Here is a 16,559-nt window from a genome sequence, read left to right on the forward strand (position 1 = left end):
CTAGCTGCTTCAGCTTATGCGTCTGCATTCTTTACATCCACAACACCTTGAAGAATTAGTCAAGATAGGTGGTATAAATTTAGACTTGGCAAATTTAAATTTCCAATCGCTTCAAGGCATAAATGCTTATGAATATCTGCTGATTTCTGACCAACTTCCCCGTACCAATACAGGGATGATTAAAAACGCTTGGTTGCAGCGTTATAACCACATTACCGAAGGTGGTTGGTGGTGTTCTGGACTAGATCCCCTCAACAACTGGCATAAAATGGAATGGGGATGTTTTAAACCTAACCAACCGCGACAAAATCAAAAAGGTAAATCCATCAAATATGAGCATCCTCCCAGCACACCAACACGCATCTTTTGTCTACGCATATCCTTACAAATTTGGCAACAAGTCGGCCAACGTTACAACTTAGCTTTACCTGAAAATATCACTATTAATAATGATGGTGAAGCCGAAGGTTTTTGGTTATGGGTAATTAAAAATAATATCCCCCTAATTATTTGCGAAGGTGTCAAAAAAGCCGCAGCACTATTAACTCAAGGATATGTTGCTATTGCTATTCCTGGAATTACTAGTGGTTATCGAGTTATTAAAGATGAATTTGGTAAAGTTACCCGTCGGCAATTAATACCTGATTTAGCAGCATTCACAACTACAAAACGCAAGATTTATATTTGTTTTGACTTTGAAAATCAAGCTAGAAAAATTGCGGCTGTGAATAATGCTATTTCTCAACTGGGTTGTTTATTTCAACAACAAAACTGCCATGTTAAAGTTGTAGAATTACCGGGAATAGAAAAAGGTGTTGATGAATTTATTATTGCTAAAGGGACAACAGCTTTTGATAAAATTTATCGCCAAAGTATAGATTTAGAAGTTTATATTGCTCAAACGAAACCCCATACAGAGTTAACAATTCCCGCTGCACTTACTGTTAACCTGCCTTATTTGGGAAAAATTCCCTTTCCTACTTCTGGTTTAGCCGCAGTAAAATCTGCTAAGGGTACAGGTAAAACCACCGCATTACAAAGTATTGTTCAACAAGCAAAGAGCCGTAATCAACCCGTTTTATTAATTACCCATAGAATCATTTTAGGACGGTTTTTATGTGAAAAAATTGGGATTAAATGGGGAATTGACCATGCAGCCTGGAGTATAGAAGCTGATGAATTACCAATTAGTCTCCCATTAGCAATTACGCCATCTTTAGGATTATGTGTAGATTCAATTTGGAAATTGAAACCCGAAGATTGGCAGGGAGCAATATTAATTTTAGACGAAGTTGAACAATCTTTATGGCATTTGCTAAATAGTAATACCTGTAAACAAAAAAGAGTTAAAATTCTCCGCATTTTTCAAGAATTGATTTCGACAGTGATCACAACTGGAGGCTTAATAATTGCCCAAGATGCAGATTTATCAGATGTATCTTTAGAATATTTACAAAGTCTAACAGGAATTAAAATAACTCCTTGGGTAGTTGTGAATGAATGGAAACCGGAAAAAGGTTGGAATATAACTTTTTATGATTCACCTAATCCCACACCTCTAATTCATCAATTAGAACTTGATTTAATTGCTGGACGTAAATGTTATGTAACTACCGATAGTCGAGCGGGACGTTATAGTTGTGAAACTATTGAACGTTATTTAAGAGAACGTTTGCAAAAGCTCAGACAGGAATTTCCAGAAACTTTAGTAGTTAGCAGTCATACTACTAATACACCAGGTCATGCAGCCGTTGATTTTATTTCTGCTATTAATCAAAAAATTACTGATTATGATACTGTTTTTGTTACCCCTAGTTTGGGAACAGGAATTAGTATTGATGTCCAACATTTTGACCGAGTTTATGGCATTTTTCAAGGGGTAATTCCTGACTCAGAAGCCCGTCAAGCTTTAGCAAGAGTGAGGGATAATGTCCCTCGTGTGGTTTGGTGTGCTAAACGGGGTATTGGCTTAATTGGGAGTGGGAGTACAAATTATCGGTTACTATCTCATTGGTATCAAGAAAATCAAAAAGAAAACCTAGCTTTATTGAGTCCATTACATAAAATAGATGTAGATTTACCTCTAGTTTATGACCCTATTCATTTACGCACTTGGGCTAAATTATCTGCTAGGGTAAATGCTTCTATTCGGCTGTATCGTCAATCAATGCAAGATGGATTTATTACTGATGGTCATCAAATCCAACTGCGAAGTAATGAAGTCCAAAATAATATTCTCCGTGATTTGCGTTTAGCCTTTTTTGCTACTGAATCTAGTGATTTAGAAAACCGCAAACGGTTAATTTTAGAAATTGTCAAAATTCAGAAAGATTGGGCGCAAAGTCGTCAAAAAGCCAAGGAAATTAAACGCAAAATCAAAGATATTAAGCAGCAAAATCAATTAGCAGCAGCGAATTCTGTAGCTACTGCTAAAAATATTGACTATGTGGAATATGAACAACTATTAACTAAACATTCTCTCAGCAATGCAGAACGTCATCAAGTTAATAAATATATCCTCCGACAAAGATATGGAATTGTTGTGACTCCTGAACTCAAGTTACGAGATGAGAAAGGATATTATGGACAATTATTAATTCATTATTATCTAACTCATGAAAGTGAATATTTTCATGTTAAAGATCAACAAGAATGGAATCAGCAGTTATTTTGGGGTGACGGTAAGGTTTTTCTCCCAGATTTAAAGACTTATACTCTCAAGGTGGAAGCTATGCGGGCTTTAGGAATGCTCCAGTTTCTGGAAGTTGAAAGAGTATTTAAGGAAAATGATGCTGATTTAATCTGGCTAAAAAATGTGGCTGGACAAAGTAGTAAACACATTAAAAGGGCTTTAGGGATTGATTTAGTTAGAGGTAAAGAGGCTGTTTCGGGAATTAAGATATTGAGTAGACTTCTGGGTTTATTGGGTTTGAGGTTGCAACAAATTAATGATGGTTATCACATTGATTTGGAGACTTTAAATGATGGAAGAGAAAAAATATTTGCGGTTTGGCAACACCGTGATGATTTGATGTTGACTACTTTACATAATCTGGATCATGAAATGGTTAATTTGCCGCAGGAATCTCGGCATGAGGCTGTACTTATCAGGTAATATGTAATAGCTCTGGCGATTTATAATCGCCGGGATTAAGTAACTAGACTAAAATAAATCAACTTAGATTAAGTAATGCAAAAAATATTGAGATGATTTGGTAGTAAGGGCTTCAGCCCTTAAATGAGGACTAAAGTCCTCACTACAAACGTGGAATTATTTAGTCCGTTATACTTAGTTGTTATGTCCCAAAATAAAAGTTTTAGTTTATAGTATAGATTGGGTTAAATTAAATGCAATACATTTATTATTGTTGGTTAATGTTGGGTTTCCTTGCGTCAACCCAACCGACAATAGAAGATGCTATAAAATTAGAAATTTACAAAAAGCTTGTTTAATTTTTAATTAACGGTGGTAGTAGTGAGATTATTATTTATGAATAAAAATATAAATTTTGATATTGTTAATGCTTTACATCAACAGGGTTTAGATCATTATCATAGCGGTAAATATCCACAAGCGATCGCTAATTTTGATGCGGTTTTAGAGTTGTATAGTAATTTTGCGACCGCTTACATTAATCGAGGAAATATATTTCATATTTTGGGTAATTATGAGAAAGCTATTGCTGATTATAATCAATCTATAAAAATCAATCCCAATTTTGCCGAAGCTTACCATAATCGGGGTAATACTTATTATGCTATGCAAGATTATCACGGGGCGATCGCTAATTACAATCGTTCTCTAGAAATAAATCCTAATTTCGGTGCAGCTTACTACAATCGGGGTTTAATTTATTCCCATCTCCAAGACTATCACCAAGCAATTACTGATTTTAATCAAGCATTAAAATTTGTTCCTGATGATGTGCAAATATACTCTGAACGGGGTTTAGTTTATAGCAATTTGGGTGATTATCACCAAGCGATTCAAGACTATAATCAAGCATTACAAATAAATCCCAATCTTGCTTTAGTATATGGTTTTCGAGCTAATGCACATCACCAAATGGGAAATTATGAAAATGCTATTCAAGACTATGATCAAGCATTACAAATAAATCCTCATTTAGCAACAGCTTACTATGGACGGGGGACGGTGCGAGAAGCTATGCAGGATTTTACCAATGCAGTTGCAGATTATACTCAAGCTGTAGAATTTGCTCCGGAATTTGCTCCCGCATATTGCAAGCGAGGTGACGCTCATAAGCTATTAGGGAATATACAAACAGCAATTAAAGACTATAATCGAGCATTAGAGATAGATACTGACTTCTTAGCAGCTTATTATCACAGGGGCAGTAGTCGTTATATAGCTAAAGACTTTACAGGAGCAATTAGTGATTTTACGGAAGCTTTGCGATTAGATTCTCAGTCTGCTGTATTTTATAGCGATCGCGCTAATGCCCGTTATGCCCTAAAAGAATATCAAAAAGCAATATCAGATTATACGCAAGCTATTAATATTAATCCTAATTTAGCGGAAGACTGGTTTAATCGTGGTCGTAGTCGAGTTCTATTAGGAGAGTTGAGTTTAGCACTAATAGATTTAACTGAAGCCATACGCTTGCAACCGCGACATCCTCTTGCCTATTTAGTCAGGGCAGATATACATAGACATCAGGGAAACAACTTAGACGCAATTAGCGATTTACGCAAATCTGCTGATCTTTATTCTCAAGCAGGAAATACGCAATATTACCGGGAAATTATCAATCTAATTTCCCGAATTTCTGAGATATAATTGTCAAGTTTTCCGACATTAACTATTCGGGGGTTAGGCAGAATTTAATAATTAAATATTAAACCTTAAAAAGCCGAGTAAAAAAGCTTTGCAGGGATTTTCAATGGTTAGCTTGCTTGATTTGTTGTGTATTCGTATAAATTTTTGCTATTATTTAGTAAAGAAATTCAGGAATTTTGGGACACTCAATTTAGAAACCAACAGGATTTAACAGTATGCTTACTACCCAAGTCAGTATTCCCGGATATCACATCAGTGAAGAACTCTACAATGGTTCTAGAACCCTAGTTTATCGAGGGTATCGAGAGACTGACTCATTACCTGTAGTGATTAAAATCCTCAAAAATCCTTATCCTAGTTTCAGCGAATTGGTTCAGTTTCGCAATCAGTATACCATTGCCAAAAATCTCAATTCACCTCTGATTATCCAAACTTATAGCCTAGAACCTTACCAAAATGGCTATATATTAATAATGGAAGATTTTGGGGGAGTTTCTTTAAAGCAGACATTACATATCAAGTCTTTAGAGGAATTTTTAGAAATAGCGATCGCCCTTTGCAACGCCTTAGATATACTATATCAAGAACGCATAATTCATAAAGATATTAAACCCAGCAATATATTAATTAATCCCCAAACAAAACAAGTTAAATTAATTGATTTTAGTATTGCCTCTTTACTACCAAGAGAAACACAAACCCTCATTAATCCCAACGTATTAGAAGGAACACTTGCTTATATTTCTCCAGAGCAAACAGGGAGAATGAATCGGGGAATTGACTATCGAACAGACTTCTATTCGTTAGGAATCACTTTTTACGAATTACTCACAGGAGAAATGCCATTTTCGTCAAATGATCCGATGGAATTAGTCCATTGTCATATTGCTAAACCACCACATTCAGTCAATGAAATTAACCCCCAAATCCCCTTTGTACTTGCAAAAATTGTTAGTAAACTGATAGCGAAAAATGCAGAAGACAGATATCAGAGTACATCGGGATTAAAATATGATTTGGAAAATTGTTTAACGCAACTTCAAGAAACTGGTAAGATTGAGAATTTTGAAATTGCTCAGAGGGACATAAGCGATCGCTTCCTCATTCCCGACAAACTTTATGGTAGAGAAACCGAAATAGAAACCCTCCTCCAAGCATTTGCCAGAGTCAGTTTAGACACCACCGAAATGATGCTGGTAACAGGGTTTTCCGGAATTGGTAAAACAGCAGTTGTCAACGAAATTCATAAACCAATTGTCAGACAACGTGGTTACTTTATCAAAGGGAAATATGATCAATTTCAGCGGAATATTCCCTTGAGTGCATTTGTACAAGCATTTCAAGATTTAATCGGGCAATTATTAACAGAAACTGATACCCAAATTCAGGTATGGAAAAGTAAAATATTAACGGCTGTTGGGGAAAATGGCCAAGTAATTATGGAAGTCATCCCCCAATTAGAAAAAATTATTGGTAAACAACCCCCAGTCACAGAACTATCAGGAACAGCAGCCCAAAATAGATTTAATTTATTATTCCAGAAATTTACCCAAGTTTTTACCAGTTTAGAACATCCATTAGTGATGTTTTTAGATGACTTACAATGGGCAGATTCAGCATCATTAACCTTAATAGAATTATTAATAGCTGATACAAAACATCTTTTCTTGATTGGTGCATATCGTGATAACGAAGTCAATCTTGCCCATCCCTTAATTTTGACTTTGAGTAAAATTGAGAAAACCTCAGCAACGATTCAGACAATTAACTTAAAGCCACTAAATCAAAACCAAATAAATCAGTTAGTTGCAGATACCCTCAAATGTGCTGAAAATTTAGCATTGCCTCTTTCTCGATTAGTATTACAAAAAACTCATGGTAATCCATTTTTCGCTACACAATTTCTCAAAGCATTACATCAAGAAAACCTCATTCAATTTAATTTCGATTTAGCCTGTTGGCAATGTGATATTACACAAGTGAGTCAACAAGCACTCACCGATGATATAGTTGCTTTTATGGCTATGCAATTACAAAAACTGCCAGCATCAACTCAAAACATCTTACAGTTAGCAGCTTGCATTGGTAACAAGTTTGATTTAGCAACTTTGGCAATTGTTTCGGAATTATCCCAAATTGAAACAGCTACTGTCTTGTGGAAAGCTTTGAAAGAAGGACTGATTTTACCTACTAGTGATATTTATAAATTCTTTCAACAGGATTCTGATTCAAAACCATTAAATTCCAACTTTCAAATTCCCACATATAAATTTTTGCACGACAGAGTTCAACAAGCTGCATATTCTTTAATTCCCGAAGATCAAAAACAGATTACTCACTTAAAACTCGGTCGGTTACTTTTAAATAATATTCCGGCAACTGAACAAGAAGAGAATATTTTTCAAATTGTTAGTCAATTGAATTTAGGTTTAACGTTAATTACTCAACAAACTGAACGATATCAATTAGCTGAGTTAAACTTATTAGCTGGACAGAAAGCTATAGCTGCCACTGCCTATACTGGTGCAACCAATTATCTCACCAAAGGCAGAGAATTACTAACAGTAGATAGTTGGCAAAATCAGTACAATCTGACATTGACACTGTATGAAGATGCAGCAAAAGCAGAATACTTAAATACCAACTTTGAACAGGCTCTTAAACTTACAGATTTAATCTTGCAACAAACAATTGAGATATTAGACAGAATTAAAACTTATGAACTAAAAGTTCAGATTTATATTGCCCAAGATCAACAAGTTAAAGCCATTGAAACCGGGTTAAAAGCACTCGAACAATTAAAAATTTCTTTGGTATCACCTGATTTAATTCAAAATGTTTCTTTACCAATTTTAGATGACTTAGCCAATATTCCCGAAATGACTAATGTGGAATCTCTGGCTGCACTACGATTATTAATGAGTATTATCCCTCCTGTTAATCATGTTAAACCGGATTTGTTTCCGTCCGTAACTCTAACAATTCTGCATCTTTGTCTAGAACAAGGACATTCATCTTTAGCAGCTTTTGCCTATGGATGTTATAGCGTATTACTTTGTGCCATGATCAAAGATGTTGATTCTGGTTATCAATCTGGACAGATATCTTTAAAGCTTTTAGAACAATACAATAGTCAAGAAATAAGCTCAAAAATTTACATGATTTTTGGGACTTTTATCTGTGCTTATAAAGAACATGGTCGAAATACACTAACATTTTTACGAGATAGTATCAAGTGTGGACTAGAAGTAGGCGATATCGAACACGCTAGTTATTCGATGATGGCTGAATGTTCGTATTTATTCTTAATTGGAGAAACTCTAGATATTGTTGAAGAAAGGCAGTCTCAATATATTGAACTACTTTTAAAACTCAAACAAAAACATTGTGTTGATTATGCCCAGATTTGGAGACAAGTCACATTAAACTTACTCGGAAAATCTTCTCATCAAGATCAATTAAATAGTAGTGATTTTGATGAAACAGAAATATTAGCCCATCTCCACAACAACCACAATCATCAATCATTATTTGCTATTTATGTGGCTAAAACGGTTATTCTTTATACTTTTGGACAGTATGAACAGGCTGTAATTAATGCAGCAACAGCCACCGAATATATAGGTGGATCTTTTGGTTTATTGCTAGTTGTAGGACATAACTTTTACTACTCTTTGTCTTTACTGGCTAACTCTTCCAGTTGTGATCATGAAACACTAAATCAGGTAGTTGAAAACCAAAAATTGATGCAATATTGGGCTGGTTATGCTCCCGTGAATTTTCAGCACAAATATGATTTAATTGAGGCAGAAATAGCGCGGGTAATGGGAGATAAACTTAAGGCAATGGAGTATTACGATCGCGCCATTTCTCTGGCTAAAGCTAACGTATATCTCCCAGAAGAAGCCCTGAGCAATGAACTAGCTGCTAAATTTTACCTTAATTGGGGCAAAGAAAAAGTAGCACAAGCATATATGCAAGAAGCTTACTATTGCTACGCTCGATGGGGTAGTGCAGCCAAAGTGGATGATTTAGAAAAATGCTATCCTCAACTGTTGCAATCAATTGTGCAGTACCGCAGACTCAATATTAATCCTCTGGAAACAATCACTAATCACACCCAAGCAACTTATAAAAAACAAACATTGGTTTCTTCTGGTGTGAGTAGTTCTAGTGTTTCGGCAAATCTCGATCTTGCTACTATTCTCAAAGCTTATCAGGCATTATCAAGAGAAATTGATTTACAGAATTTGATTACCAGTTTAATGCAAGTGCTGTTACAAAATTCTGGAGCTAATAAAATTGCTCTAATTTTACCAGAAGAAAATAATTGGCTAGTTACAGCTATTGCTACTGCTGAAGATTTGGAAACAGGAGAAACAATTCCTTTAAGTGCGATCGCTTTAGATAGCAGTTTAGACGTTCCGATAAAAGTCATTTATACAGTCAAACAGAGTGGAGAAACTCTCGTCATTGACAACATTACCAAAGATAGAAATTGGTTAGCAGATCAGTATATTCTAGAATATCAACCCAAGAGTGTGCTTTGTAATCCGATTTTTAATCAAGGTAAATTAATTGGTATTTTATATTTAGAAAATAATTTAGTCGCTGGAGCATTTACAAGCGATCGCGTCGAACTCCTAAATTTACTTTGCACTCAAGCCGCCATTTCCCTGGAAAATGCCCGACTTTATGAGCAATCTGTCGAGTATTCCCAACAACTCAAGCGATCGCTTCAAGACCTACAAAACGCCCAATTACAAATGATCCAAAGTGAGAAAATGTCAGCTCTAGGTAACTTAGTTGCTAGTGTAGCTCACGAAATGAATAATCCTTTGGGCTTTATTTATGCTAGTCTTCAACAAGCTCAACCCGCCCTAACTGATATTTTTGAACACTTAAAACTATATCAAGAAAGCTTTCCCAATCCGAGTGCAGAAATTATTAATCATGCCTCCGAAATCGAATTGGATTATAGCTTAGAAGACTTTCCTAAAATGATGAATTCAATGGTAATGGCCTGTGATAGATTAAAAAATATTAGCACCAGTCTGTGTAACTTCTCTCGTGCAGATCGAGATTACAAAGTCAAGTTTAATATCCATGAAGGGATTGATAGCACAATTTTAATCCTCAAACATCGCCTCAAAGCTAATGACAAACGTCCCGCCATTGAAGTTGTGACAAACTACGGTAATATACCGCAAATTGAATGTTTTCCTGGACAACTCAATCAGGTATTTATGAATATCCTAGCTAATGCCATTGATGCTTTAGATGAATCAAATAATGGACGCAATTTAGCAGATATTCATGCAAATCCCAACCGCATTACAATTACAACTTCAGTAGAAAATAATCTTGTTAAAATTACCATTGCCGATAATGGCAAAGGGATGACAGAAGAAATCAAACAAAAAATATTTGACCATTTATTTACTACAAAAGCCGTCGGTACAGGAACAGGTTTAGGATTAGCGATCGCCCAGCAAATTATAGTAGAAAAACATCAAGGCAGCATCACTGTTAATTCCACTCCAGGAAAAGACACAGAGTTTATCGTCTCCCTTAACGTAATATCATAGAATCCCATAAGTGTAACTACCCAAGTTTTACCATGAACTAATGACACAATCTCAGAAACTGATACAATAGATATTGTATGTAAAAAATTTAATACAAATATCATGAATCTACAAAAATATATTCAGTCTCTGGGAAAATTCGCTACCCGCCTTTCTCCAGCCCTGATCATTTTATCTACTTCGTCTTCACAGTTATTAGCACAAACCTCTCCCATCCAAATTAGTCTTAAATTCCCTTCAGCCAGTGACAGAGGCGCACCAGAAAGAACAGTTGGTGGAGGTAGAAGGGGAACTTCCTGTATCACTCTTGACAAAGGTAAACCATCCCTTACAGCCTTAATGCCAACAAGAGATAATGTAGGAAATACCACAAGTGATACTCCTAGTTTGTATGTATATGTTCCCAAAAATACGGCTAAAACTGGAGAATTTGTCCTCATGGACGAGATAGGAGACGAGATATACAAAGCAAATTTTCCCATGCCTAACCGTGCCGGCATTGTCAAATTAAACATCCCCAAAACTGTTCCCCTCAAAGTCAGTCAGCGTTACCAATGGTACTTTACGATCGCTTGTGATCTTGAAGATTGGAGTCGCAACGAATTTGTAAAAGGTTCAATTCAACGCATTGCTTTAAGTTCATCCGTAAATAGTTCCCTCACCAAAGCAGAACCCCTCAAACAAGCCAAAATCCTAGCCCAGTATAACGTTTGGCACGAAACACTAGATAAAATGGCTCAGGTACGGACACAAAAACCATCGGAATGGAAAGAATTAATCACATCAGTTGGGTTACAAGATATCGTCAACGAACCCATCCTAGATTGCTGTCAAGCAAAACCTTAATACAGAAGGTAGGGGCGCAGGGCCTGCGCCCAGTCAGCAGCCAGGAGACAAGAAGAAGAATAAGGAAGTAAGTATATGTATTTTCTCCCCTGCCCCTCTGCCCCCTGCCCCCTCAAGTCTCCACCCATGAATTTAATTTTGTCCAAATAATCTGATGTGGAAAAACTGTAAGAATTTGATCTGGCAAGGACGTGGAGTCTGGATTACTACTCCTAGCGTAGCCGTGTTCATTCTCCTCTTGCGTTTTGGTGGTTTATTGCAATCGTGGGAATGGGGAGCTTTTGATCAATATATGCGTTGGCGTTCCCCAACACCATCAGATGACCGAGTAGTGATTGTGGGCATTAATGAATCGGATTTAACTAAGCTCAAACAATCAAGTATTACAGATCGCAAATTAGCCGAATTACTCAACAAACTTAAAGCGAAACAGCCTCGCGTCATTGGTTTAGATATCTACCGTGATTTACCTGTAGAACCTGGTCATCAGGAATTAGTCGAGGTTTTTAACTCCACACCCAATTTAGTAGGCATACAAAAAGTAGTTCAAGATGGGGGTGGAAATGTAGTTAATCCACCTCCCATACTTAAAGCCAAAGATCAAGTTGGTGGAAATGATTTGATTTTTGATGCCGATAATAAAGTGCGGCGGGGATTGTTCTATGTACAAGATCAAAATCGAGAAACCGTTTATAGTTTCGGACTACATCTAGCGTTGCGTTATCTAGACAAAGAAGGCATTTCCCCTACAGAAGATTGGCATATAGGTAAAGCCGCCTTTGTCCCCTTTGAAAGCAACGATGGCGGTTATATAAGAGCAGATGCTCGTGGCTATCAAGTATTACTTAATTACCGTGGAGGGAATCGTCACTTTCAGACAGTTTCCATGACGGATATTCTAGAAGATAAATTACCAGCAGATTGGGGACGCGATCGCATTATCCTCATTGGCTACGCAGGAGATAGTTTTAAAGACTCATTTTTTACTCCCTACAGTAGTGACTTACTTGGTTTACCAGAACCCATGAATGGAGTAGAAATTCATGCCAATCTCACCAGCCAAATTATCAGTGCGGCCATGGAAAATCGTCCCCTGATTAAAAATTGGTCAGAACCCCAGGAATGGCTGTGGATATTCCTTTGGAGTGGTATTGGTGCTACTTTAACCTGGAAATTGCGCGCCCAAAACTTGACATTACCCAGAACAGTTAGTCTCATCATAGCCGCAGCAGTTTTAGGAAGCAGCACCTATATCGCCTTCTTATCAGGCTGGTGGTTGCCTATAGTCCCATCAATATTAGCCCTGACAGGTTCTGTACTAGCCATCACCGCATACATCGCCCGCACCGCCGGTGATATCCGCAAAATATTTGGCCGTTATTTAACAGATGCCGTTGTCGCCAATTTACTAGAGAATCCAGAAGGCTTAAAACTTGGTGGAGAACGCCGCGAAATCACCATCTTTACCTCCGACTTAAGAGGATTTACCGCTACCTCCGAACGCCTACCACCTGAAGAAGTAGTTAAAATCCTCAACTTTTATCTAGAATGTATGGCAGATATCATCACCAAGCATCAAGGAACTATAGATGAATTCATGGGTGATGGAATTTTAGTTCTCTTTGGTGCGCCTACTGCGAAAGAAGACGATGCAGTCAGGGCTGTAGCTTGTGGTGTAGAAATGCAACTAGCAATGGTAAAAGTTAACGCCCAAATGAAAGAATGGGGTTTACCAGCATTAGAAATGGGTATCGGTATCAATACAGGTGTAGTCGTCGTCGGCAATATTGGTTCAGAAAAGCGCACAAAATACGGTATTGTTGGTAGTCAAGTTAACCTAACTTACCGCATCGAATCTTATACAATTGGTGGACAAATTTTTATCTCTGAATCTACCTTTAAACAAGTAGAATCAATTGTCAAAATTGACGGACAACGCCAAGTTACACCCAAAGGAGTCAAAGAACCAATCACAATCTATGAAGTTGGTGGCATAACTGGACAATACAACCTCTTTCTCTCGCAAGAACAAGAGGAATTACTTACCCTACCCACACCAATTCCTGTTCAATACGCCGTTTTAGAAGGTAAAGATATTGGTGATATCATCTTTAAAGGCAGTTTAGTCAAACTTTCCATCCGTGAAGCAGAGTTACTTTTAGACAATAACGAATCCCCTGAACTACCTGCTGGATTAAGTAATCTCAAACTCAACCTATTAAACCCAAATAACCCCGCAGAAGCAGAAGATATTTATGCCAAAGTCCTAGAAAAACCCGCTGGAAATCATCGGTTTTATATTTATTTTACTGTTAAACCTCCCGCCGTGACAACAAAATTAAACTGTCTCCTTGAGGAAATAAAATCTCATAATTCAATACCTGCGCCAAATTGAAAAAAGCCTTGATTCGTCGGTTAGGTTATTCGCGTTAGCGTTGTCTAGTAATGGCACGTTTACATAATATGTTGAAAGCATAAACCTATAAACAAATGCTGCATATATTAATAATTAAAGTAAAATTTCCTATTCTTTCAGGTATTGATATTGGCAATTAATTAAATTAAAATATTTAAACTATTGACTACTGTTAAAATGATCAAATTAATCTTTTTAGGCTCAGGTTCAGCATTCACAGTTGGAACAGATAATTTTCAATCAAATATACTTGTAGTCAATGAGCAAAACCAAAAACTCTTAATAGATTGTGGTACAGATATCCGGTTTTCTTTGCATAAAGCAGGATTTTCCTATGCTGATATTACTGATATTTATATTAGTCACCTCCACGCCGATCATGTAGGCGGACTGGAATATATTGCTTTTACTACATTATTCGATCCCAATTGTAAAAAACCCAAACTGTACACAAGTAAAGATGTTGCTAGTGATTTGTGGGATAGAACCTTATCCGGTGGACTGAGATTTTTGACCAGTGATATTGCTAATATGGATACCTTTTTTGAACAAGAAAGATTACAATATGAAGGTTACTTTTCTTGGCAAGATATCCAATTTAATCTCGTAAAAGTTACTCATGTTGATAGTGGATATTATATTATGCCTAGCTATGGATTATTTTTCCAATTAGCAGGAGTGAATATATATATATCTACAGATACCCAATTATGTCTAAATACAAATAAAAAATTCTATGAACAAGCTGATATCATCTTTCATGATTGTGAAACTTCTCTCTATCCCAGTCCTGTTCATGCGAGTTATCAACAATTAACCACTTTACCAGCAACAATCAAAAGCAAAATGTGGCTTTATGGTTATCAACCAGTATCACTTCCTGATGCTGAAAAAGATGGATTTCTCGGCTTTGTTAAACGGGGACAAATTTTTGAATTTCCTGCTATTAATTAGGGCTTGCTCAAAAAGTTCTTCTTTCTTATTCCTGACTGGGCGCAGGCCCTGCGCCCCTACTTCCTGACTCCTGAAAAGACGTTCCACCAGAACGTCTCTACTGCTATCAATTAATTTCTCGATATCGTTTCTGAAGATCCTGGATTGTAAATAAAACCTTAAACTGCAATCCAGTAGACTCATATAACTCCCTACCCCCTTGCAATCTATCTATGAGGGAAATTACTGTATCTACAGTATAACCTGCTGCCTGTAACCGTTCCACGGCTTTGAGTGCAGATTGTCCAGTTGTTACCACATCTTCTAGAACTACGACTTTTGCACCCTGCGGTAAAGTGGGACCTTCAATGTAAGCCATTGTTCCGTGTCCCTTTGCTTCTTTGCGAATAATTAAAGCTGGAATAGGTCTATTTTCATACACCGAAACTACACTTACTGCTGATACAATGGGATCAGCCCCCAAGGTTAAACCAGCTACCGCCTGAGTATCTTCAGGTAATAGAGGTAACAACAACCTCGCCATAGCCAAAGCACCTTGGGGATCGAGAGTTACCTGTTTACCGTTAATATAGTAAGAACTACGTTGCCCAGAGGAAAGAACAAAATCACCTTCTTTATACGCAAGCTGGCAAAATAAATCTAGTAACTTTTGACGCAGGCTAGTTAAATCAGTAGTAGTCGCCCAAATATTTGAGTTGCTGGGGTTTTGAGTGGAATAAGACATTACAAACCATTAAAAGTTGTGTTACACCAAAGTTGAAACTCAACAGAGTTCTCAACCTAAGCATAAATTAAGATTCACCCAAAAATTGAGGAGTTGACAACATGGGTATAAATTTTAAAGCCTTGAGCGGATTACTGGTACTTCTCGCTACTAGTTCTGCTTTTCCTTCGGCGGCTAAGGCTCAAACCGAAACACCTAATTATGAAACAACTAGCAATGCTTTTGAACGAGCATATTTTCGCCATGATCCTAATTTTTACGAAAATGGCAGTTTAAAGCGTCAAGTAGATTCTTTGTTTGGACCTGGGGGTAAATTTGGTACTACCTTCTCCGACAATGAAATTGCTAAAGATGCTGAATTAGTCAATACTCTTTATCATGATGTTCTCGCTCAACAAGCGACTAATGATCCATATCTACGGACACCTGATTTACCAAATCCCTATGACTCCTCTTTGTTAATGTCTCCCCGTTATAATCGTAATAATCTCAGAGTGGGAACTGAGTATCGTTTTGAAAACTTAGGACCTCGATAGAAATCATCAGTTCTGAGTTTTGATTTACCGAACTTACTCAAAATATAGAGACGTTCCATGGAACGTCTCTACAAGGGTTTGAAAATCATCAAAAAAATTTTCATCCCTCAAATCAGCAACGCCGGAATCGCTAATCTCTTTGCAGATATCACCAAAATTGGTACATTAGCAAACTGTTTATCTTTTCCACAGCATAAAAGGTGCATTTTAAAATAATTTATGAATAACAAATTATAAATTATTACTACTTGGTTACATAAAAATAGTGGTAACAGCTAAAATAAGCAAATATAATTAAGATCACTACCAATTAAGTATGAGGTGCGGGCAATGAAAGAGCGTCTACGTATCCAGAAAAAAGTTTCCACTCAGTCTACCTATAACCCAGCCACAAATCCCTTTCAGACACGCTCTTTTGGAATTGATTTACAAAAAAAGAAATCGTCATCTCCAACAGAAGATGTAGACTTTGACGCACAATACGAACACGCTAAACGCTTTGCACTAGATTTAAGTCATGTTCCAGTTTATGCACCAGGTAAAGCTGCACCACCACCAATCCAAACCAAGCTAACAATTGGACAACCAGGGGATAAATATGAACAAGAAGCAGACAATGTAGCTGCTCAAGTGGTTCAGCGAATTAATGATCCTGCTGTTGAACAGTCAAGTCAAGGACAGTCAGTACAACAGG

The 16,559-nt window shown here is 36.9% G+C and carries 9 protein-coding genes; 8 read left to right on the top strand and 1 reads right to left on the bottom strand.

Translation table 11 applies throughout. The features are described from left to right. Window positions 1-16 precede the first annotated feature (16 nt). From FJR04_RS10380 to FJR04_RS10405, 6 genes are all read left to right on the top strand, one after another. Window positions 17-3,115 carry a plasmid replication protein, CyRepA1 family gene (locus FJR04_RS10380; RefSeq protein ID WP_168494284.1) on the top strand — a complete coding sequence of 1,033 codons (3,099 nt, stop codon included), beginning with the start codon at window positions 17-19 and terminating at the stop codon, window positions 3,113-3,115. Window positions 3,116-3,490: 375 nt separating this feature from the next. After that, complete coding sequence (locus tag FJR04_RS10385; RefSeq protein WP_168494286.1) at window positions 3,491-4,801, top strand: tetratricopeptide repeat protein; 1,311 nt, start codon at window positions 3,491-3,493, stop codon at window positions 4,799-4,801. 215 nt (window positions 4,802-5,016) lie between these two features. Beyond that, window positions 5,017-10,389 carry an ATP-binding sensor histidine kinase gene (locus FJR04_RS10390; RefSeq protein ID WP_168494288.1) on the top strand — a complete coding sequence of 1,791 codons (5,373 nt, stop codon included), beginning with the start codon at window positions 5,017-5,019 and terminating at the stop codon, window positions 10,387-10,389. A gap of 102 nt (window positions 10,390-10,491) precedes the next feature. Continuing rightward, window positions 10,492-11,235, top strand: a complete 744-nt coding sequence (locus FJR04_RS10395) for a DUF928 domain-containing protein (protein WP_168494290.1) — start codon at window positions 10,492-10,494, stop codon at window positions 11,233-11,235. 154 nt (window positions 11,236-11,389) lie between these two features. Further along, window positions 11,390-13,630, top strand: coding sequence for a CHASE2 domain-containing protein (locus FJR04_RS10400; RefSeq protein ID WP_168494292.1), 2,241 nt, complete (start codon window positions 11,390-11,392; stop codon window positions 13,628-13,630). 183 nt (window positions 13,631-13,813) lie between these two features. After that, window positions 13,814-14,605 carry an MBL fold metallo-hydrolase gene (locus FJR04_RS10405; protein WP_254445251.1) on the top strand — a complete coding sequence of 264 codons (792 nt, stop codon included), beginning with the start codon at window positions 13,814-13,816 and terminating at the stop codon, window positions 14,603-14,605. 106 nt (window positions 14,606-14,711) lie between these two features. On the opposite strand, the gene pyrE is transcribed toward FJR04_RS10405, so the two are convergent. Further along, complete coding sequence (gene pyrE / locus FJR04_RS10410; RefSeq protein ID WP_168494294.1) at window positions 14,712-15,329, bottom strand: orotate phosphoribosyltransferase; 618 nt, start codon at window positions 15,327-15,329, stop codon at window positions 14,712-14,714. 101 nt (window positions 15,330-15,430) lie between these two features. On the opposite strand from pyrE, the gene FJR04_RS10415 reads away from it, so the two are divergent. Continuing rightward, the gene (locus FJR04_RS10415) at window positions 15,431-15,865 is read left to right on the top strand and encodes a hypothetical protein (protein ID WP_168494296.1); all 435 of its coding nucleotides are present in this window, start codon (window positions 15,431-15,433) and stop codon (window positions 15,863-15,865) included. A 330-nt stretch (window positions 15,866-16,195) separates the two neighbouring features. Next, window positions 16,196-16,559: hypothetical protein (locus FJR04_RS25885; RefSeq protein WP_217359298.1), on the top strand; the 364-nt coding region annotated here is incomplete at its 3' end.

It is taken from the genome of Anabaena sp. UHCC 0204 (assembly GCF_009711975.1).
Lineage (GTDB): Bacteria > Cyanobacteriota > Cyanobacteriia > Cyanobacteriales > Nostocaceae > Dolichospermum.

What these genes read in the sequence shown, in the direction of transcription:
- FJR04_RS10380 (WP_168494284.1), top strand. Translation starts at nt 17, where the DNA reads ATGCGTCTGCATTCTTTACATCCACAACACCTTGAAGAATTAGTCAAG.
- FJR04_RS10385 (WP_168494286.1), top strand. Translation starts at nt 3,491, where the DNA reads ATGAATAAAAATATAAATTTTGATATTGTTAATGCTTTACATCAACAG.
- FJR04_RS10390 (WP_168494288.1), top strand. Translation starts at nt 5,017, where the DNA reads ATGCTTACTACCCAAGTCAGTATTCCCGGATATCACATCAGTGAAGAA.
- FJR04_RS10395 (WP_168494290.1), top strand. Translation starts at nt 10,492, where the DNA reads ATGAATCTACAAAAATATATTCAGTCTCTGGGAAAATTCGCTACCCGC.
- FJR04_RS10400 (WP_168494292.1), top strand. Translation starts at nt 11,390, where the DNA reads ATGTGGAAAAACTGTAAGAATTTGATCTGGCAAGGACGTGGAGTCTGG.
- pyrE (WP_168494294.1), bottom strand. Translation starts at nt 15,329, where the DNA reads ATGTCTTATTCCACTCAAAACCCCAGCAACTCAAATATTTGGGCGACT.
- FJR04_RS10415 (WP_168494296.1), top strand. Translation starts at nt 15,431, where the DNA reads ATGGGTATAAATTTTAAAGCCTTGAGCGGATTACTGGTACTTCTCGCT.